The organism is Bacillus sp. FSL R5-0447 (assembly GCF_038606125.1).
In the GTDB taxonomy this organism is placed as follows: Bacteria; Bacillota; Bacilli; order Bacillales; family Bacillaceae; genus Bacillus; species Bacillus velezensis.
In genome coordinates, this window is record NZ_CP152012.1 from 2,848,098 (window position 1) to 2,866,568 (window position 18,471).

An 18,471-nucleotide genomic window follows, 5' to 3' on the forward strand; every position below is an offset into this window, starting at 1 on the left:
TTTACCGTTTAATCGCCTCCATTATCCAGACAAAGTCATTTTGCTGCGTAAACCGAGCGGCAAATCCCTCTTCTGAAAAGATGTTTTTCATTGTCCCGAGTGTCGGATAATGTTCCGTCTTTAAATCGTCCGCTAATTGATGATAGCCGTTTCGGATTGCTTTTTTAATGGCTTCATCATAAGCTTCATGATCTTTAAAGACGGTATCGGCAAACACTATTTTATCATGCTTCTGAAGGATTGCGCCATACTGCTTTACAGCCGTTCGCTTTTCTTCATCGGTTAAATGATGAAAGGCGTACGAGCTGACGATGGTATCTATTTGAAAAGGCGGAGCGGGAAACTCCAGAAAATCTCCGTCACTGAACACGGCTTTGTCAGAAAGCTTGTCAGCCGCCAGTTTTCTCATTGACGGAGACGGTTCTACACCAAACACCTTTTTGTTCGCAGCGGCTAATTTCGCCGTTAAATTCCCCGTTCCCGGTCCGAACTCTAAAACGTTTGAACCTGAAAGTGCGACAATGCTGTCAAGAATGCTGTCATATCCTTTAAAAACAGCGGCATATTGTTTGTCAGCCCCGTGCACTGTGGCATCATAAGTCGCTGCCCAATCTTCAAATAAAGGAATAAATTCACGGCCCATATTTTTCACTCTCCATATTTTATAATTCCTATGAGTATAGTATGGATTAATCGTGGAACAGTTCTTATCCTATCACAAAAAAGAATGGAAGGGTACTAAAATACTTTGGGATTATTGCGCAATTACGGCAGAAAGGCTTATACTTTCATTGACTCAGAAGAAAAATCAGGAGGATCTGTACTGATGAATTTTCAATTGGATTTAATCAAAGATAAAGTAGAATTTTTCGAAGCGGCATCTTTGCAGGAGCTTGAAAAGAAAATAAACGTTCAGATTGAAAACAACCAGGCGATTATGCTTCGCGTCCGTTCCGTATCCCATCAGGTGACGGCCGTTGACGGCAGAATCCTTTACAGCGCGTCGGTGCATTTTTCAGCTGACGTATGACAGAAAAAAGCAGCTGAATAATCAGCTGCTTTTTTGCGGTTATTTTAAGGTTTCTACTTTTGTCGGCTTCCAGCCTTTTTTGTCTTTCCAAGTGATGGTGACCTGATACTTTTTGCCGTTCGTTTTGTCTAAAACTTTACCCTTCGCATCTTGCGGGCTTCCATTGTTTCCGAGCCACAGCACTGTCATATGATCTTTTGACACGCCTGTGGCGTAAGAGATGGCGTCAAGCATTTCGGACCAGTCTTCAGAGCTTGAGTCATACGTCGCCGCATGTTCTCCCGTCTGCTTTGTGCCGACCGCTTTCCATTTTGGGTTAACAATTGTTTTCTCGACATCGCTTGATGAGCCGCCCTCTGTTATTTTTGCGCCTTTAAAAGGATCGCTTGAATCAGAGTCTTTTTTGCTGCTGTCATCACTTTTCGATGAATCATCGTCTTTTTTGCTGTCAGAATCTGAAGATGAATCAGATGTGTCCTTATCCTGTTTATCTTTTTTGTCATCGTCTGATGCCTTATCTTTTTTGCTGTCTTTTATGTCTTCATCCGATGTCTGCTTCGTCTTGCCTGATGCAGGTGTTTCCTGCTTCTGGCTCGTGTCCGCTTTTTCGCTCACGTCGCTCGACGGACTGTTGATGAAGAGGCTGACGGCAACGACGACAATAAGAATAGATACGATAGCAATTAAAATGTTAAGCACCATATTTGCTTTTCTGCGCTTATCACGGTTTTCAAAACGAGATTGTTTATTGCTCAATCATTCTGCACTCCTTTATCCCTCTTGCTCAGCATATATTTTAACATGGGCTGAGCGGTTGTTCTATGTCTGATTTATTTCATTTTCATGTACCTTTTTAACAATATCATAAAACACTGTATTTGTCAGAGCCTTATCCCCCGGCGTGTCCATGTGCAGCACCACGAGAGCGTATTTCGGCTTGTCCGCGGGAAAGTATCCCGCAAACCATTTGTGGTAAAGCGTCTGTTTTTCTTTTGTGAACATTCCCGTCTGGGCCGTTCCCGATTTGCCTGCTATCTCATACGGCAGGTCCTGAAACCTTCGGCCGGTTCCTTTCGGTGAGGTGACGACTTCTCTGAGAATTTTTTGAAGCTGCTGCGCCGTATATTTGTCGATGTTTTCCCCTTTTAACGGCTGATCTTTGAATGACGCCATCGTCGTTTTGTTTTTGTATTCAATTTTGTCCGCGATTTTGACTTGTTTTTTTTCACCGCCGCGCGCGATCGCCGCCATCATATTGGCGACTTCAAGAGGCGTGACTTTCACGTTTTTTTGCCCGATCGCCGTCTGTGCGACGGCTTTTTTTACGGTTTTGTCTTTGTCAACTCCCCAAATGACCCCGCTTTTTTCATTATACAGCTGCCTGAATCCGTCTTCCCGGTACAGCTTGCCTTCCCAGCCCGCCCGCTGTGTGAGACCGAGTTTTTCCGCCATGTTTTCAATAACGGAATCATCTTTTTTGATCAATTTTTCCGCAAGACTTGTAAACGTATAATTGCAGCTTTGAGCAAAGCTTTCTCCAAAACTGAGCGTGCCTTTGTCATCCCCCGGCTCTCCGTACAGGTTGAGATTGCAGTTAAAGGATGTGCCCGGCTTCACTTCGTTTTGTTCTATTGCGGCTGCGGCGATCACCGTTTTAAACACTGATCCCGGATAAATCGGCGTCAGCATGTAATTTTGCAGTGTCTGCTGCTTTGACATGTCGGCGTCAGGCTTTGATACCATTCCGAGCACACTGCTTTTTTCAATGTCTAAAAGGACGGCTCCCCCCTTTTTTAACCCGCGGTCTTTCAATACATCTTCCATTGCTTTTTGAATATTGCGGTCGATGGAGGTTTTGACTTGCAGCGGATAAAACGCGTTTGCTTCAGCCGTATATTTGACGTCCATTCCGAATAAAGGGTTTCCCCTTCCGTCGACATGATACAAAAGTTTTGTGTCCTGATCCGCCAGTAAAAACTCATCAAACGTCCGCTCCATCCCGCTTGTCCCGATCTTTGCCGTGATCGGCAGTTCCTTCCTGCCGGGGTATTTCTTTTTCAAAAGCTCAGGGTCCTGGTTTGTCGCGCCCAACAGATGAGCGGCTATGTTTGTTTCCTTGCTGTCTTTCATATATACGCCGTAAATGCCGGGATATTTCAAAGAATTGATATTTGACACGGATTGTTTCGTCAAATGTTTTATTTTTCTGCTGTTCAGGACCACCGGTTTTTTCGCTTCCGTGAGCAGCTGCCTGAGCTCCCCCTGTTTCATTCCGAGAATGTCTGATACCCGGTCAACCGGCCAATCCTGCGTCACGAGAAAGGGAAACAGTATGACGGCAGGCTGCTTTTTTCCGGTCAGTTCTTTGCCGTTCCGATCAAGAAAAGAGCCGCGTCCGTCTGAAATAAGGACTTCTTCCGTCCGCTGCTTGACGCTTTCCTGAATCAGATTAATATTGGATTTTGAAAAAGATTCTGTAAAAAACAGCTGAATTTCAGCCAGCCTCGCAAGCAGAAAGAAAAACACGAGCAGAAAACAAATCACGGCCGCTTTCAGCCTTTTTGATACGATCATAAAAAAACACCTCATCCACATTTTGGACGAGGTGTTTCATTGTTAAACGGATCTTATGAAATTTTCACAATTTTCACGAGCATTTCTCCGCCCGGCGTCTGAACTGTCACTTCTTCGTCCACTTTTCTGCCGAGCAGGCTTTTGGCGATTGGCGAGTCGTTTGAAATTTTCCCTTCAAACGGATCAGCTTCAGCGCTTCCGACAATCGTGTAAGATTCTTCTTCACCGTCCGGCAATTCGATGAATGATACGGTTTTTCCCAAACCGACTACATTTGAACCGCCGTCGTCCTCGATGATTTTCGCATTGCGGATCATGTTTTCAAGCGTCGTGATGCGCCCTTCCACAAATGCCTGTTCTTCTTTTGCAGAATCATACTCAGAGTTCTCTGACAGATCTCCGAAGCTTCTTGCGATTTTAATGCGTTCTACTACTTCTTTACGTTTAACCGTTTTCAATTGCTCTAATTCTTGTTCTAGTTTTTGTTTTCCTTCGTGAGTCATCGGAAAAACTTTTTCTTGTGCCATGTTCCTTCACTCCTTGGTGGTTGTCCCTCAACAATAACGTGTGATTATGTATGAGAGCATAAACGAAAAAATCAAGAATGAGAACACAGGGCAGTCCTCGTTCTTCTCTCCCATATAGGTACTGTTTATCTTAAACTGAATGTGTGTTTTCTGCAAATGTTTCGGTTTATAAACAGGGAAAGAAGGGAACTGTCTCATTCCCTTCCAGCCTATACATAATATGGTCTGAGTTATTTATGTCTATGCTATGGTATTACAAAATTGCATTTTGTTCAAGGATCGTTTGAATCTTCGTGACCATCAGATCAATCGCGACGTGGTTTTGTCCGCCTTCCGGAATAATGATGTCCGCGTAGCGTTTCGTCGGTTCAACAAACTGATTGTGCATCGGTCTGACGACGGACACATACTGCTCAATGACAGAATCGATCGAGCGGCCTCTTTCGTTAATATCTCTCATAATCCGTCTGATGATACGGAGATCCGCGTCCGTGTCGACATAAAGTTTCATATCCATGAGGTCGCGAAGTCTTTTATCTTCGAGAACGAGAATGCCTTCCAGAATAATGACATCCTTCGGCTCAACCGGAATGGTTTCCTCAGAACGCGTATGCAGTTTATAATCATAAATCGGCTTTTCTATCGGCCGGTAATTCAAAAGCTCTTGAATATGCTCGATTAAATAGTCATTATCAAATGCGAGCGGGTGATCATAGTTTGTGTTCAGCCTTTCTTCAAACGGAAGATGGCTTTGGTCTTTATAATAAAGGTCTTGCTGGATCATTAAAATCGAGTGTCCTTTAAACTGTTCATAGATGGAACGGGTGACGCTTGTTTTTCCTGATCCGGAACCTCCTGCGATGCCTATAACTACAGGACTCTTACCCATTGGTGATTACTTCCCCTTTCTCATCATGTTGCTCGGATAAATCTTTTTGTCTACTTTAAATGTAACGATTTGCAGGGGATGGCGGGCAGCATCAAGCTCGTTTCCGTCTTCGTCCCAAATAGTGCCGATTGTGAATGTGAAATTGTCGATTTCAGGACCGAAAAATTCCACTTCGTCACCTTGTTTAAAGAAATTGCGCTGCTGGAGCGTCACCATTTGAGTTTCCTCGTTATACGCGAGCACGAGACCGGCAAAATCAAATGTTGTTTTCTTTCCGTGTTCGCCGAACATCTGCTCTTCATACCCGGGCGTGCCTTCAAAGAAAGCAGGCGCGGTATCCCGGTTTGCACATTTGTCCAGCTCATCCAGCCATTCTTTTTGAATGATAAAGTTTTCAGGATCAGCGCAGTATGCGTCGATGACTTTGCGATACACGCTGACAACCGTCGCAACGTAATGAATCGATTTCATCCGGCCTTCAATTTTCAGGCTGTCGATGCCCATCTCGATCATTTGCGGAATGGATTCAATCAGTTTTAAATCTTTCGGGCTCATCGCAAACGGAGCGTCTTCTTCGTCATAGAGCGCGACCGCGTTTGCACCGTCTGTCTGATACAGGTCATAATCCCAGCGGCAGGACTGACAGCAGCCGCCGCGGTTGGAATCACGGGCCGTCATGTGATTGCTCAGCACGCATCGGCCTGAATAAGCGATACACATGGCGCCGTGGATAAAGGTTTCAATTTCAATATCCACCTTTTCCTTCATTTCTTTAATTTCCAGTCCGCTCGTTTCACGGGCAAGCACCACGCGGTCAAGCCCTTCTTCTTTCCAGAACTGCACCGCTTTCCAGTTGGAAAGGGACTGCTGTGTACTGAGGTGAATTTCTACGTCCGGGGCCACTCTCCGGCATGTTTCAATAATCAGCGGATCAGCGACGATAATTCCGGCAACTTTTGCCTCTCCCAACGCTTTTAAGTATTCTTCCAGACCGTCCATATTTTCATTATGGGCGAAAATGTTTGTTGTCACATATATTTTTGCCCCGTATTTTTTAGCAAATTCTACGCCCTCTGCGATTTCTTCTATTGAGAAGTTATCCGCATTTGAGCGGAGTCCGTATTCCTGTCCTCCGATAAAAACCGCGTCCGCTCCGTAATGAACGGCAATTTTTAATTTTTCAAGGTTTCCTGCCGGAGCAAGGAGTTCAGGTTTTTTCGTAATGACGCGTTTTCCGTTTACGACTTTGGAAATGGTTTGATTTACGGCTGTCATCCGTTGCACCCTCCTTTTTAATAGACCGTTTCTTTAAAGAAGAATCCTGTGTCGATGCTTCTGTTCACAGGCTGAATGCTTTCAATCCGCTCTATCCAGCTCTCTTTTTTCTCTTCGTATGTCTCTCGGCTTTCGAAGCACAAATCGATTGCTTCTCTGTACATGCGGGTCACTTCAGTTAAGTATTCAGGAGACTTCAAAACTCCGTCGATTTTGAAAGAATCGATGCCGGCGTCCATCAGGTCCTCTAATTCATCAATCATGCACACATCGTTCGGGCTCATGATGTGCGTGCCGTTTTCATCTTCAAAAATCGGGTATTTATTGCCCCGTTCCTTGTCATGCAGAAACATCCCCGCTTCTTTTTTCTTCTGTTCGATGTCCATGACTTTACCCTGGTATTCGAAGTAATGGCCCACTAAAGAACGCTTCGATTGGAACATGCACGTCATGCCGTGGATTTGAATTTCAATTTCCACTTCGGCGTTTTCTTTTATGTCAATGATGCTGTCCATATTTAATTCCTTAGCCAGCACTGCCCGCCGTGCGCCTTTGCGTCCCCAGTAATTGCAGGAATAGTAGTTGGTTCCCGTTGTTTCCGTGCTCCAATGCAGTTTAAGCTCGGGAGCCGCTTCACGCGCCGCCATTAAAACGGCCGGATCACCGAAAACAGCCGCATCAACGCCGGCCTCCTGCAAAAAGGCAAGATAGCCGTTCAGCTCGTCCACTTTTTCGTTGTGAAAAATAGCATTGACGGCGGCGTACACTTTCGCGCCTTCCTGATGAGCTGTCTTTACGGCTTCTTTTATATCTTCTCTTGAAAATTCACCGGCCAGTCTCAGGCCGTATCTCTGTTCTCCGACCAACAGGGCCGTTGCGCCCGCTTGAATGAGCGGAAGAATATCCTGTACAGAAGTCGGAGTCACCAAAAGTTCAGGTTTTTTCATGATCCTTCACCTCTTCTTTTTACTGATGGCGATGCCGTCTCCGACCGGCAGTATGACCGTTTGATAGTCAGGCCGGTCCATCAGCCATTGGTTATATTGATCAATTTTTTCAACAAGCTTCCGTCTTCTTTTCGGCTCAATGTCCGAGTGATTTTGCGCCACCAGCCCTTTAAACAGAACATTGTCCGTAAAAATGACTCCATCCGGCGCAAGCATCGGTTCATAGAGCTCAAAAAAGTTCGTGTACTGGCCTTTGGCCGCGTCGATAAAAATGGCATCATAAGGAGCCGTGACACGGACAGACTCAGAAAGTTCCAGCGCATCCCCGTGCATTACGTGAATCCGGTTTTCCATTTCAAAGTCTTTTATATTGTTCACAGCTTCTTCATAGCGTTTGTCGTCCCGTTCAATCGTGTAAATATTCGCACCCGGAAGCTCAAGCGCCATCCGTATGGCGGAATATCCGATTGCCGCGCCGATTTCCAAAATGTTTTTCGCCTGTTGAATCGACAGCATTTGAAGCAGCACTTCAATGCCCGCTTCTTCCATAATCGGAACATGGTGCTCTTTTGCATAGGCTTCAAGCTTTTTCACTTTATCAGGCCGAGGCTTCAGCATCGCGTTTATATACTCGTTTATTTGTTCATACCGATCATTCACGGCAAACAGCCTCCGTTCTAAAAAGGAGTGCCCCTGACGAATCCGCGGGGACACTCTCTTAAGACACTTCTTTATCCATAAGTAAACAACCCGATATATTTTATCATAAAACCTTTCAGAATGGAATAAAAGGAGAGCTTTTGCCCTCCTTTTATTCGCTGTCTTTTTTGGAAATATACTTTTCCTTCGCTTTATTATGGTCTTTTAATGTTTTGGTGAAAACGACCTCGCCGTTTGATTTTGCAAGGAAATAAAGATAATCCGTTTTGTCAGGGCGGAGAGCCGCTTCCCATGATGAATCACCGGCATTTGCAATCGGTCCCGGCGGCAGCCCCTTATGTTTATACGTATTAAACGGAGAATCAATTTTCAGGTCTTTGTAGTAGACCCGGCTTTTATGCTTACCGGCCGCATATAATACCGTCGGGTCAGTCTGCAGCGGCATTTTTTCTTCGAGCCTGTTGTAAAAAACGCTGGCGATTTTGTGACGGTCGGCTTTGGCGGTGGCTTCTTCTTCAATTAGCGATGCCATTGTCAGCGCGTTATGAACGGAAAGTTTCTTTTTTTCCAGTTCAGATTTATACGTTTCGATACGGGCGTTTGTTTCCTGAACCATTGCCGTCAAAATCGTGTCAAGCGATGCATCCGGATCATTAAACGGATATGTGGCCGGATACAGATAGCCTTCTAGCGGATGCTTGAGCTTCTTGTTTGAAAGCGCGTCCGTTATCGTATCAGGAAACTGTTTCTTCAGTTTGCCGATGAATGTTTTGTCATCCAGTTTCGCCATGATCTCTTCTTTAGAATATGATGTTTCTTTTGCGATCGCCTCTGCAATCTGTGTAAGCTGTTTTCCTTCAGGAACGGAGATCTGAAAGGCATATCCCGTTGATCCCGCGGTCAGTTTTTTGATAATCGCATCCGCATCCATTCCTTTATTCAGGTGGTAAAATCCCGCCTGAAACCCGGAAGCGCCTTTATACTTCACATACAGCTGAAATGCTTTTTTGCTTTTGATGACATGCTGATCCTCAAGAATTTCAGCGATTGCCGAAACGGAAGAACCGCTCGGAATATTAATATTGACTGCCGTTTTGCTGCCTTTGTCAACCGGAGACAGCAGAGATTTTCCATAGAAAAAAGCACCGCAAATGATGATAAGCAGAGCGATCACGGAGGACAGTATTATCGTCGTTTTTTTGTTTTTACGCGGAAATGAATGTTTAGTCTGATTGATATTCATACAAGTATTTTCCTCCCAACAGCTCTTATACTACATGATTCATGTGCATTCGGCAATTTATTACAAAAAAAAGCCGAAGCGCATATGCGCTCCGGCTTTTTCCGTTCATTTTATTCTTCGTCTTCTTCCGCTAAAAACGTGTTCAGCGTTTCTTCGATCATTTCCCACTCTTCATCAGTTTCAATCGGCATCAGTTCGCCGTCTTCACCGTTTTCGTTCGGTTCGAAGCTTGAAGCGTGAATTTCGATTTCATCATCGTCTTGAGCATCAATCGGATAATAAAGTACGTAAGATTTGTTGAATGTGTCGTTTTCAAATGTGAACAGCACTTCGCAAAGCTGTTCGTTGCCTTGATCATCGACAATTGTAATGTGTTTTTCGCCGTGTTCCATTTTTTTCACCTCTTAGTTTAAACTGTCCAGATATCCTTGAAGGATCATGACAGCCGCCATTTTATCAATGACTTTTTTTCGTTTTTGCCTGCTGACGTCAGCCGCGATCAGCATTTTTTCAGCCGCCATCGTCGTCAGACGCTCGTCCCACAGCACAACAGGGACATTGTACGCTGTTTCAAGCAGTTTCGCAAATGTTTGGCTGGCTTCGCCTCTCGGACCGATCGTCCCGTTCATGTTTTTCGGAAAACCGAGCACGATCTTCTCTACATTATAGTCTTTCATCAGCTCGGATAAACGGTCCAGACCGTAATCTCCTTCAGCCTCGTTTATTTTTATCGTCTCAATGCCTTGAGCGGTCCAGCCCATTTCATCGCTTAAAGCTACGCCGAGTGTTTTCGTTCCAAGATCAAGTCCCAATATTCTCATGAATGTATTTACGCCTCTTTATGCTGTTCTAGATAGGATTTTACCAATTCCTCGATTAATTCGTCACGTTCCAGTTTGCGAATTAAGTTCCGGGCGTCGCGATGCCTAGGAATGTATGCAGGGTCTCCAGACAGCAAGTATCCGACAATCTGGTTGATAGGATTGTACCCCTTTTCCTGAAGCGCATCATATACCGTAATCAGCACTTCTTCGACGTTTGTTTCAGCAGAGTCATCGGAGAAATTAAATTTCATCGTTTTATCAAACGAGCTCACCGTTTTGCACCTCTTTCCCAAATTCGCAGGCAAAGTTCAGCCTGAGATCCTCATCTTATCATCATTCTACACTAGTTGAAAGGATTATAAAACGGATTTTATCCAATCTTCCGCAGATGCGAGCGCCTCTTCCAATTTTTCAGGCTGCTTTCCGCCGGCCTGCGCCATGTCCGGACGGCCTCCGCCTCCGCCTCCGCAGACTTCAGCCGCTTGTTTGACCATTTTGCCGGCATGAAGGCCTTTTTCGATCAGGTCTTTCGTCACGCCTGCTGAAAGGTTGACTTTCTCATTTTGCACGGCGCCGAGAATGATGACCGCAGAACCGAGCTTCGCTTTCAGATCATCCACCATAGTGCGAAGGTGGTTCATGTCTTTCGCATTTACTTTTTCAGCCAGCACTTTTACGCCGCCGATGTCTTTTACTTTAGACAGAATGGCTCCGGCTTCTACATTGCCAAGTTTGCTGAGCAATGATTCATTTTCTCTTTGCGCTTCCTTCAACTCCGCTTGAAGAGATTGAATTCGCTTCGGTACGTCTTTTACGTTTGATTTCAGCTCGTCCGCAGCGTGCTGCAGAAGGCTGAGCTGGCTGTTCATTTCCTGATAAGCGCCTTTTCCTGTTACGGCTTCAATTCTTCGCGTCCCTGCGCCGATCCCTGATTCGGATACGATTTTAAACAGGCCGATTTCAGCCGTATTCGTGACATGGCATCCGCCGCAAAGCTCAAGGCTGTAATCTCCGACTTGTACGACGCGGACGATATCGCCGTATTTCTCGCCGAACAGGGCCATCGCGCCCATTTCTTTCGCTTCATTGATCGGTTTCAAATCAATCGCTACCGGAATGCTCTCCCAGATTTTTTCGTTGACGATTCCTTCAATGCGTTCAAGTTCTTCTTTTGTCACTTGACCGAAATGAGAGAAGTCAAAACGCAGACGATTTTCGGTAACGAGTGAACCCGCTTGGTTGACATGTGTGCCGAGAACGTCTTTCAGCGCCTGGTGCAGAAGGTGGGTTGCTGTATGGTTTTTCACCACGCCGCTTCTCATTTGATCTTCAACTTCAGCCGTCACGCTTGCGCCTTTTTGAATCGTGCCGCTATCCACCGTGCCTTCGTGTACATGCTGACCGTTCGGAGCTTTTTTCACGTCCTTAATGGTTACGACAGCCTGCTCGCTTCTCAGCACTCCTCTGTCACCGATCTGTCCGCCGCTTTCAGCATAGAAAGGCGTTTTGTCAAGAAGAATTTGGACGGTATCCCCTTCATGCGCCTCGCTGATTAATTGCCCGTCATGAAGAAGCTCGATCACCTTCGCTTCAGCTTTTACGGCACTGTAGCCGACAAATGTGCTTTCTGCGGTAATGTCGCGCAATGCGCCGCCCTGCACCTGCATGCTTCCTACATCTTGGCGCGCATTTCTCGCCCGTTCACGCTGTTTTTCCATTTCGGCTTCAAAGCCTTTATGGTCAACCTTCATTTGCTCATCTTCCGCGTATTCCTCCGTCAATTCAACCGGGAATCCGTACGTATCGTACAGTTTGAATACGTCTTTTCCGGAGATGATGCCGCTGCCTTTTTCCTTCTCTTTCTTTATCACGTCGGATAAAATGGCCAGACCTTCGTTTAATGTTTCATGGAAGCGCTCTTCCTCCGTTTTGATGACTTTGGCGATAAACTCTTGCTTTTCTTTCACCTCCGGATAGAAAGCGTCCATAATTCCTGCAACAGTCGGAACCAGCTCGTACATAAACGGACGGCTGATACCGATGGTTTTCGCGTATCGCACCGCCCGGCGCAAGAGGCGTCTCAGTACATACCCGCGCCCTTCATTTGACGGCAGAGCTCCGTCGCTTACCGCAAATGCGACCGTTCTGATATGATCGGCGATCACTTTAAAGGCCGTATCCTTCACTGCATCCTTTCCGTAAGTATCTCCGGAAATACGCTCTGTTGCTTCAATAATCGGCATAAACAAATCAGTGTCAAAGTTTGTCGGGACGTCCTGAATCACGGAGACCATCCGTTCAAGCCCCATGCCCGTATCAATGTTTTTCTTCGGAAGCGGTGTGTACGTGCCGTCCGGGTTGTGGTTGAACTCTGAGAATACCAGGTTCCACACTTCAAGATAGCGGTCATTTTCGCCGCCCGGATACAATTCAGAATCTGACGGATCATTGCCGTATTTCTCGCCGCGGTCATAGAAAATTTCTGTATTCGGTCCGCTCGGGCCTTCGCCGATATCCCAGAAGTTCCCTTCCAGACGGATGATTCTTTCTTCCGGAACGCCGATTTTTTCCGCCCATAGCGTATAAGCTTCTTCATCCTCAGGGTGAACCGTTACAGACAGCAGCTCCGGATCAAAGCCGATCCACTTTTCGCTCGTTAAAAACTCCCAAGCCCACGTGATGGCTTCTTCTTTAAAATAATCACCGATGGAAAAATTTCCGAGCATCTCAAAGAACGTGTGGTGGCGCGCCGTTTTCCCCACATTTTCAATATCATTTGTGCGGATTGATTTTTGCGCGTTTACAATTCTCGGATTCTCCGGCACAACGCGGCCGTCAAAGTATTTTTTCAGCGTCGCAACGCCGCTGTTGATCCATAATAAAGACGGATCTTCATGCGGAACCAATGAGGCGCTCGGTTCAACGGCATGGCCTTTTTCTTTAAAGAAATCTAAAAACATTTGACGCACTTCAGCAGAAGTTAAGTGTTTCATCTATATTCCTCCTTATCACTACCCGAAATTCTCTTTTGCGACAGCAAAAAAGCTCTCTCCCTATGCAAACCATGCGTTCACACAGGGACGAGAGCTGTCTCGCGGTACCACCCTGATTACAGGCCGAAAAAGGCCTGTCACCTTTCATCCCGTAACGCAGGACTGCGGCAGCCTTTAACTGCACTCAGGATTAGCTTCGGCCGATCTTCTGCTGAAGCTCCTTTCAGCGTATCGGAGCTTCTCTCTTAAACAGGGCTTCGGCGTACTCATATCCGTCACTCGAGATTCGTATGTATTCTACTCGAAATTATAGACAAGCAGAACCCGAATGTCAATGTTCCGTCCTGATCCGCAAAAAGTGTATGGCCGTCACTTTTAAAACGGCTGCCGCCGGAACAGCGAGAATCATGCCGGGAATGCCAGCGAGCTCTCCTCCGGCAAGGAGCGCCAGCATGATCACGACGGGGTGCATTCTGAGACTGCGCCCGACAATAAGCGGGCTCAAAATGTTTCCTTCTATAAATTGCAGAATAAAAATCGTGACGATTACGATGATCACAGCTTTAGCAGAAATCGCCAGCGAAAGGAGCAGCGCCGGCACAGCGCCGATAAACGGACCGAAATACGGGATGACATTCGTAATCCCGATGGCAAGACCCAAAATCAGCGGGTAAGGAAGCCCGAACAGCCAAAATGAAACGCCGGCTATTAACCCGAGCAAAAAACAAACGAGAAGCTGACCGCGGATGTAATCACCGAGAGAGTCGTCCACATCCCGCAGAAATTCACTCCCCCTTTTTCTCCAGGACTTCGGCGTCAAATACCAGACTGTCTTTTTCATGACGTCTATATCCTTCACCATATAGAACACGAGAAAAGGAATCGTCGCCGCGATCAGGATATAATCAAGCACGAAACGGATGCTTCTAATCGTGCTTTCAATCGTGCCGGCAAGAAACGTTTCTGTCTGCTGAATCATTTTGTCCATTCGATGGTGCATGCCGTCAGGCCAATGATCCGTGTGATTATGCAGATGCTTCAGCATGCTGTTGTAGTTTTTGGCAAGACCTGGAATGCTCTCAGACAGATCCTGCAGCTGTTCAATTAAAACAGGAACCCCTTTATAACCCCCCCAGCCGATTCCGCCGAAAAACAGGCAATAAATCAGAAGCAGGCTTAAAGTTCTAGGCATCCCTTTTCTATGAAGCCATTCAGTAATCGGAAGTAAAAGATAAGCAATAAATACTGCAATGAATATAGGAATAAAGAGAGATTTTATAACAAGCCAAATGGGAGACCATAACATATCGAGCATGCAAAAGACATACACTGTTAACAAAACGAGCAGACATACAGCCGTCCACATTAAGAGCTGCAGCGGTTTTTGAAGCATGACGTTTCACCTCTTGCTTTATCTTTTGACAGAAAGCCGGAATTATTCCCGTTTCATAAACTCCGCCTTATGACACAGACCTCTTGACGGAAACAATTATCAGAAATTACGAAATAATCTAAATAATATTCATAAAAATCTGTATAACTATCGTAATGTGTTAAGGGGTTTTAAAACTGTCCAGTCAATATGACTCATGTTTTTTAAGGAGGTTGGCCATGATTTCATTTCAGGATGTAAATAAGCACTACGGACATTTCCACGTGCTGAAAAACATTAATCTGCACATTAAAAAAGGGGAAGTCGTCGTTATCATCGGACCTTCAGGATCGGGAAAAAGCACGCTTCTCCGCTGCATTAATCAGCTGGAAACAGTTGATGGAGGCGCCTTAACGGTAAACGGCGTCTCCATCCATGACAAGAAAACGGATATAAATAAGGTCCGCCGCAATATCGGCATGGTGTTCCAGCATTTTCATCTGTACCCGCACAAAACCGTTCTGCAAAACATCATGCTCGCACCGATCAAAGTACTTAAGCAATCAAAAGAAGAAGCAAAAGAAACGGCCTTATTCTATTTGAAAAAAGTCGGTATACCGGAAAAAGCGGACGCTTATCCTTCACAGCTTTCCGGCGGCCAGCAGCAGCGTGTCGCCATCGCCAGGGGGCTTGCGATGAAGCCCGAAATTATGCTGTTTGATGAACCCACATCTGCGCTTGATCCGGAAATGATCGGGGAAGTGCTGGATGTCATGAAAACACTCGCAAAGGAAGGCATGACCATGGCAGTCGTCACACATGAAATGGGATTCGCAAAAGAAGTGGCGGACCGCATCGTGTTTATCGACGGCGGAGCCATCTTAGAAGAAGCTGCACCGGCTGAATTTTACGAAAGCCCCCGTGAAGAGAGGGCGCGTTTATTCTTAAGCCGTATTTTAAATCACTGAAAAGAAACGGAGGAGCGCTTATGTCACGCGTAACAAAATGGCTGTCATTCGGATTGATATCACTGCTGGCCGTCTTTATGCTGGCCGCCTGCGGAGGGAAAGAAACGTCCGGAGATTCAAAAGGAACGGGAAAAGACACGTTAGCCTCTATTAAAGACAGAGACAAAATCATCTTCGGCGTCAAAACCGACACGAGGTTATTCGGGCTGAAAAACCCAAGCTCCGGTGATATTGAAGGCTTCGATATTGATATCTCAAAACAGCTCGCAAAAGATATTCTGGGGGATGAGAAGAAAGCGGAATTTAAAGAAGTAACGTCAAAAACGAGAATTCCGATGCTGCAAAACGGCGATATCGACGCTATCACCGCCACGATGACGATAACGGATGAGCGGAAAAAAGAAGTTGATTTCTCAGATGTTTATTTTGAAGCCGGGCAATCCCTGCTCGTCAAAAAAGGAAGCAGCATCAAAAGCACCGAAGACCTGGGAAAAGGCTCAAAAGTATTGGCGGTAAAAGGCTCTACTTCCTCACAAAACATCAGAGAAAAAGCGCCTGACGCCTCAGTGCTGGAATTTGAAAATTACGCCGAAGCGTTCACTGCGCTTAAAGCGGGACAGGGAGATGCGCTCACAACCGATAATGCGATTTTATACGGCATGGCAGATGAAAATAAACAATATCAGCTGACAGGCGAAACCTTCACCGATGAACCTTACGGAATCGCCGTCAAAAAAGGCCAATCCGAACTCATCAAGGAAATCAACGCCTCTTTGAAAAAAATGAAAGCCGACGGCAGGTACGAAAAAATCTATAAAAAATGGATTAAAGAAGAACCGGCAAAATAGAAAGGACCGCGGGATGAGCAGGCATGCTCATCCCCGTTTTATAAGGAGTGACATAGATGAACTTTTCAATTTTAACGGAAAACTTCGATATGTATATGGACGGTTTCCTGCACACATTGCTTGCGAGCTTCATCGCGCTGGCAGGCAGCTTTGCGCTGGGCGTTCTGATCGCAGTCATGAGAATCACGGCTTTCAAACCCCTTCAATGGATCGGCACTGCGTATGTGGAATTTATCCGGAACATCCCGCTTCTCCTCATCACATTCGTTTTTTATTTCGGACTTCCGAACGCCGGGCTGAGACTGGACGGCTTTCAGGCGGGAACGATTGCGCTGACGATATACACGTCCGCCTTTATCGCAGAAGCCATCAGAGCCGGAATTCAGACTGTCTCCAAAGGGCAGATGGAAGCGGCCAGATCGTCAGGCTTCACCTACAGTCAGGCGATGAGATACGTCATTCTTCCTCAGGCCGTAAAGATCGTGATTCCCCCGCTCGGAAACCAATTTCTCAACCTTGTCAAAAACTCATCAATACTCGGAGTGGTGGCGGGACTCGATTTGATGTATCAGGCGGATCTCGTTTCCTCAAGCACTCTTGTCGTGTTTGATGTCTATATTTTCGTCGCGCTTTTTTATTTGATAGTAACGATCCCGCTCAGCATCGGGGTTCACTATTTGGAAAGACGTCTCGGAAAGAGTTATTAGAGAAGGAGAGTGGAAAACATGGATTTTAGCGGCGCCTATACACCTGACCATCTGCTGTTTTTATGGGATGGCTTTTTGGTCACACTTTATGTTGCGCTGATCTCCATTGTCCTGAGTTTTATTTTCGGGCTTGCCGCCGGCACTTTGCGCTATGCGAAAATTCCTATCGTCTCGGGCATTATAGCGGCCATTGTGGAAACCATCCGCAACCTGCCGCTGTTATTAATCATTTTCTTTACGTTTTTTGCCCTTCCGGAAATCGGGATCAAACTGGAAATTACCGCGGCCGCCATCACGGCGCTGACGATTTTTGAATCGGCCATGCTGTCAGAAATCATCAGAAGCGGTTTGCAATCCGTTGACAAAGGACAGATTGAAGCGGCGCGTTCTTCAGGACTGACGTACACGCAGACTCTTTTTCTCGTCGTCATGCCGCAGGCGCTCAGGCGTATGGTTCCTCCGATTGTGAGCCAGTTTATCTCCTTATTAAAGGATACGTCACTTGCGGTCGTCATCGCTCTGCCCGAACTGATTCATAACGCGCAGATTTTAAACGGACAAAGCGCTGACGGGGGATATTTTTTCCCGATCTTTCTACTGGCGGCCCTGATGTATTTCGCGGTCAATTACTGCCTGTCTCTCGCAGCCAGACGGCTGGAAGCGAGACAAACGTAAAAAGGATACTTCCGGAGAAGTATCCTTTTTTCTGCTTAAAACATTTTCATGACTCGTCTTCTCATCCGTTTCATACCTTTTTTATTCAGCATATCGGACTGAGAAGCCATACGATACATAACGGCTCCAGCTCCTAAAGCCAACAGAGAGGTCATTGTTCTGCCCATCGCGCGTATCTCCTTTCAACTTTAAAAATTGATACTGCGTTCGTCTTCAGAAAACAAATCATCAAGACTGCTTAACGTGCCGTCTTCCTCTACTTGATGTGTCGCAATTTTGCCTTTGGCCACCGTCAGCTCAATGAAGCAGCCCCAGCAATAGTATTGGTTTACGCCGATTTTGCCGATATCTTTACTTTTGCAGTTCGGACATACAAGCACAGACTACACCTCTTATCCGTTCAGGACGATGCCTTCTTTCCCCGCTTCAATAAGCGTATCGGCGGCGCGGCGCACTTGGCGTCTGCCAGCCAGATCTGAAAAGAAGCCGTCCGAGAGTTCATATGCTACGATTATGCCCCTGTCCAAACAAAAGTATACATCTTCCAGCAAACCGAACATTTCACCATCAGGCGATTTCACCGGCTGCATCTTAATCTGTTCAAAGGTGAAACAGCTCTTCGGCAAAGGCTGCAAATGAGCATGACCGGCAGCTACGGCTTCTTGATCCATCTCTTTTATATCACTTGCCTCTAAAAAAAGATGGCGGTTATGAAACAGGCGTTTCTGCTCCAGCACGAAACCGAGAAACCGGCCGTCCAGAGAGAAACATACATCCGATATCATCCCGAGACTGCGCCCGGTGTTTTCGTCATATACTGTTCGTCCTTCAGCTGCATGGCATGTTCTCAAAGTGTGATCAACCACCTTTTGTTGAACACGTATAGGTTTTGCCAAGAAGCCGGGCAGCATACTTTGAAATGACTTCCACAGGCGAAAA

22 protein-coding genes and 1 other annotated feature are annotated in these 18,471 nt (G+C 46.1%); of the genes, 5 read left to right on the plus strand and 17 right to left on the minus strand.

Features of this window, described 5'->3' with window-relative positions; genetic code table 11:
* Position 1: 1 nt before the first annotated feature.
* Entirely contained in the window at positions 2–643 is a 642-nt protein-coding gene (locus NYE68_RS14230; protein ID WP_032866643.1) for a class I SAM-dependent methyltransferase, read from the minus strand.
* 183 nt (positions 644–826) lie between these two features.
* On the opposite strand from NYE68_RS14230, the gene NYE68_RS14235 reads away from it, so the two are divergent.
* Entirely contained in the window at positions 827–1,030 is a 204-nt protein-coding gene (locus NYE68_RS14235; protein ID WP_003152771.1) for a YrzA family protein, read from the plus strand.
* A 39-nt stretch (positions 1,031–1,069) separates the two neighbouring features.
* Here NYE68_RS14235 and NYE68_RS14240 read toward each other — a convergent pair whose 3' ends face one another.
* From NYE68_RS14240 to NYE68_RS14300, 13 genes are all read right to left on the minus strand, one after another.
* Positions 1,070–1,786 (minus strand): YrrS family protein, encoded by a 717-nt coding sequence (locus NYE68_RS14240; protein WP_003152769.1) that lies wholly within the window; start codon positions 1,784–1,786, stop codon positions 1,070–1,072.
* A gap of 63 nt (positions 1,787–1,849) precedes the next feature.
* Positions 1,850–3,604, minus strand: a complete 1,755-nt coding sequence (locus tag NYE68_RS14245) for a penicillin-binding protein 2 (RefSeq protein WP_174747044.1) — start codon at positions 3,602–3,604, stop codon at positions 1,850–1,852.
* Positions 3,605–3,657: 53 nt separating this feature from the next.
* The gene (greA, locus tag NYE68_RS14250; protein WP_003152766.1) at positions 3,658–4,131 is read right to left on the minus strand and encodes a transcription elongation factor GreA; all 474 of its coding nucleotides are present in this window, start codon (positions 4,129–4,131) and stop codon (positions 3,658–3,660) included.
* A 253-nt stretch (positions 4,132–4,384) separates the two neighbouring features.
* Complete coding sequence (gene udk / locus NYE68_RS14255; RefSeq protein WP_003152763.1) at positions 4,385–5,020, minus strand: uridine kinase; 636 nt, start codon at positions 5,018–5,020, stop codon at positions 4,385–4,387.
* 6 nt (positions 5,021–5,026) lie between these two features.
* A complete protein-coding gene (locus NYE68_RS14260) occupies positions 5,027–6,295 on the minus strand; it encodes a U32 family peptidase (protein ID WP_174747043.1) in 1,269 nt (422 codons plus the stop codon).
* Between the two features lie 17 nt (positions 6,296–6,312).
* Positions 6,313–7,242: a peptidase U32 family protein gene (locus NYE68_RS14265; protein ID WP_007408214.1), complete on the minus strand. Its 930-nt coding sequence runs from the start codon at positions 7,240–7,242 to the stop codon at positions 6,313–6,315.
* 6 nt (positions 7,243–7,248) lie between these two features.
* The gene (locus NYE68_RS14270) at positions 7,249–7,902 is read right to left on the minus strand and encodes an O-methyltransferase (RefSeq protein ID WP_174747042.1); all 654 of its coding nucleotides are present in this window, start codon (positions 7,900–7,902) and stop codon (positions 7,249–7,251) included.
* 151 nt (positions 7,903–8,053) lie between these two features.
* Complete coding sequence (gene mltG / locus NYE68_RS14275) at positions 8,054–9,145, minus strand: endolytic transglycosylase MltG (protein WP_053573165.1); 1,092 nt, start codon at positions 9,143–9,145, stop codon at positions 8,054–8,056.
* 110 nt (positions 9,146–9,255) lie between these two features.
* Positions 9,256–9,537 (minus strand): DUF1292 domain-containing protein, encoded by a 282-nt coding sequence (locus NYE68_RS14280; protein WP_003152751.1) that lies wholly within the window; start codon positions 9,535–9,537, stop codon positions 9,256–9,258.
* Between the two features lie 12 nt (positions 9,538–9,549).
* Complete coding sequence (ruvX, locus tag NYE68_RS14285) at positions 9,550–9,966, minus strand: Holliday junction resolvase RuvX (RefSeq protein WP_003152750.1); 417 nt, start codon at positions 9,964–9,966, stop codon at positions 9,550–9,552.
* Between the two features lie 8 nt (positions 9,967–9,974).
* A complete protein-coding gene (locus tag NYE68_RS14290) occupies positions 9,975–10,241 on the minus strand; it encodes an IreB family regulatory phosphoprotein (protein ID WP_003152749.1) in 267 nt (88 codons plus the stop codon).
* Positions 10,242–10,325: 84 nt separating this feature from the next.
* Positions 10,326–12,962 (minus strand): alanine--tRNA ligase, encoded by a 2,637-nt coding sequence (alaS, locus tag NYE68_RS14295; protein WP_069473521.1) that lies wholly within the window; start codon positions 12,960–12,962, stop codon positions 10,326–10,328.
* 80 nt (positions 12,963–13,042) lie between these two features.
* Positions 13,043–13,250 (minus strand) — a binding site (T-box leader).
* Positions 13,251–13,293: 43 nt separating this feature from the next.
* Positions 13,294–14,355: an AI-2E family transporter gene (locus NYE68_RS14300; protein WP_033574169.1), complete on the minus strand. Its 1,062-nt coding sequence runs from the start codon at positions 14,353–14,355 to the stop codon at positions 13,294–13,296.
* A gap of 218 nt (positions 14,356–14,573) precedes the next feature.
* Between NYE68_RS14300 and NYE68_RS14305 the strand changes: the two genes are divergently transcribed.
* The 4 genes from NYE68_RS14305 to NYE68_RS14320 are packed head-to-tail and all read left to right on the plus strand — an operon-like array spanning position 14,574 to position 17,532.
* Positions 14,574–15,302: an amino acid ABC transporter ATP-binding protein gene (locus NYE68_RS14305; RefSeq protein ID WP_324636600.1), complete on the plus strand. Its 729-nt coding sequence runs from the start codon at positions 14,574–14,576 to the stop codon at positions 15,300–15,302.
* Positions 15,303–15,322: 20 nt separating this feature from the next.
* A complete protein-coding gene (locus tag NYE68_RS14310) occupies positions 15,323–16,150 on the plus strand; it encodes a transporter substrate-binding domain-containing protein (protein WP_324636598.1) in 828 nt (275 codons plus the stop codon).
* Between the two features lie 56 nt (positions 16,151–16,206).
* Positions 16,207–16,857, plus strand: a complete 651-nt coding sequence (locus tag NYE68_RS14315) for an amino acid ABC transporter permease (RefSeq protein ID WP_007408207.1) — start codon at positions 16,207–16,209, stop codon at positions 16,855–16,857.
* 18 nt (positions 16,858–16,875) lie between these two features.
* Positions 16,876–17,532: an amino acid ABC transporter permease gene (locus NYE68_RS14320; RefSeq protein WP_012118075.1), complete on the plus strand. Its 657-nt coding sequence runs from the start codon at positions 16,876–16,878 to the stop codon at positions 17,530–17,532.
* A gap of 35 nt (positions 17,533–17,567) precedes the next feature.
* On the opposite strand, the gene NYE68_RS14325 is transcribed toward NYE68_RS14320, so the two are convergent.
* The 3 genes from NYE68_RS14325 to NYE68_RS14335 are packed head-to-tail and all read right to left on the minus strand — an operon-like array spanning position 17,568 to position 18,383.
* Positions 17,568–17,699: a YrzQ family protein gene (locus tag NYE68_RS14325; RefSeq protein ID WP_003152741.1), complete on the minus strand. Its 132-nt coding sequence runs from the start codon at positions 17,697–17,699 to the stop codon at positions 17,568–17,570.
* A gap of 21 nt (positions 17,700–17,720) precedes the next feature.
* On the minus strand, positions 17,721–17,912 hold the full coding sequence (locus tag NYE68_RS14330; protein WP_003152738.1) for a hypothetical protein: 192 nt from the start codon (positions 17,910–17,912) through the stop codon (positions 17,721–17,723).
* 12 nt (positions 17,913–17,924) lie between these two features.
* Complete coding sequence (locus tag NYE68_RS14335; RefSeq protein ID WP_007408205.1) at positions 17,925–18,383, minus strand: PRC-barrel domain-containing protein; 459 nt, start codon at positions 18,381–18,383, stop codon at positions 17,925–17,927.
* Between the last annotated feature and the right edge of the window lie 88 nt (positions 18,384–18,471).

Coding starts and splice junctions, on each gene's coding strand:
- NYE68_RS14230 (WP_032866643.1), bottom strand. CDS start 643: ATGGGCCGTGAATTTATTCCTTTATTTGAAGATTGGGCAGCGACTTAT.
- NYE68_RS14235 (WP_003152771.1), top strand. CDS start 827: ATGAATTTTCAATTGGATTTAATCAAAGATAAAGTAGAATTTTTCGAA.
- NYE68_RS14245 (WP_174747044.1), bottom strand. CDS start 3,604: ATGATCGTATCAAAAAGGCTGAAAGCGGCCGTGATTTGTTTTCTGCTC.
- greA (WP_003152766.1), bottom strand. CDS start 4,131: ATGGCACAAGAAAAAGTTTTTCCGATGACTCACGAAGGAAAACAAAAA.
- udk (WP_003152763.1), bottom strand. CDS start 5,020: ATGGGTAAGAGTCCTGTAGTTATAGGCATCGCAGGAGGTTCCGGATCA.
- NYE68_RS14260 (WP_174747043.1), bottom strand. CDS start 6,295: ATGACAGCCGTAAATCAAACCATTTCCAAAGTCGTAAACGGAAAACGC.
- NYE68_RS14265 (WP_007408214.1), bottom strand. CDS start 7,242: ATGAAAAAACCTGAACTTTTGGTGACTCCGACTTCTGTACAGGATATT.
- mltG (WP_053573165.1), bottom strand. CDS start 9,145: ATGAATATCAATCAGACTAAACATTCATTTCCGCGTAAAAACAAAAAA.
- NYE68_RS14280 (WP_003152751.1), bottom strand. CDS start 9,537: ATGGAACACGGCGAAAAACACATTACAATTGTCGATGATCAAGGCAAC.
- ruvX (WP_003152750.1), bottom strand. CDS start 9,966: ATGAGAATATTGGGACTTGATCTTGGAACGAAAACACTCGGCGTAGCT.
- alaS (WP_069473521.1), bottom strand. CDS start 12,962: ATGAAACACTTAACTTCTGCTGAAGTGCGTCAAATGTTTTTAGATTTC.
- NYE68_RS14300 (WP_033574169.1), bottom strand. CDS start 14,355: ATGCTTCAAAAACCGCTGCAGCTCTTAATGTGGACGGCTGTATGTCTG.
- NYE68_RS14305 (WP_324636600.1), top strand. CDS start 14,574: ATGATTTCATTTCAGGATGTAAATAAGCACTACGGACATTTCCACGTG.
- NYE68_RS14310 (WP_324636598.1), top strand. CDS start 15,323: ATGTCACGCGTAACAAAATGGCTGTCATTCGGATTGATATCACTGCTG.
- NYE68_RS14315 (WP_007408207.1), top strand. CDS start 16,207: ATGAACTTTTCAATTTTAACGGAAAACTTCGATATGTATATGGACGGT.
- NYE68_RS14320 (WP_012118075.1), top strand. CDS start 16,876: ATGGATTTTAGCGGCGCCTATACACCTGACCATCTGCTGTTTTTATGG.
- NYE68_RS14325 (WP_003152741.1), bottom strand. CDS start 17,699: ATGGGCAGAACAATGACCTCTCTGTTGGCTTTAGGAGCTGGAGCCGTT.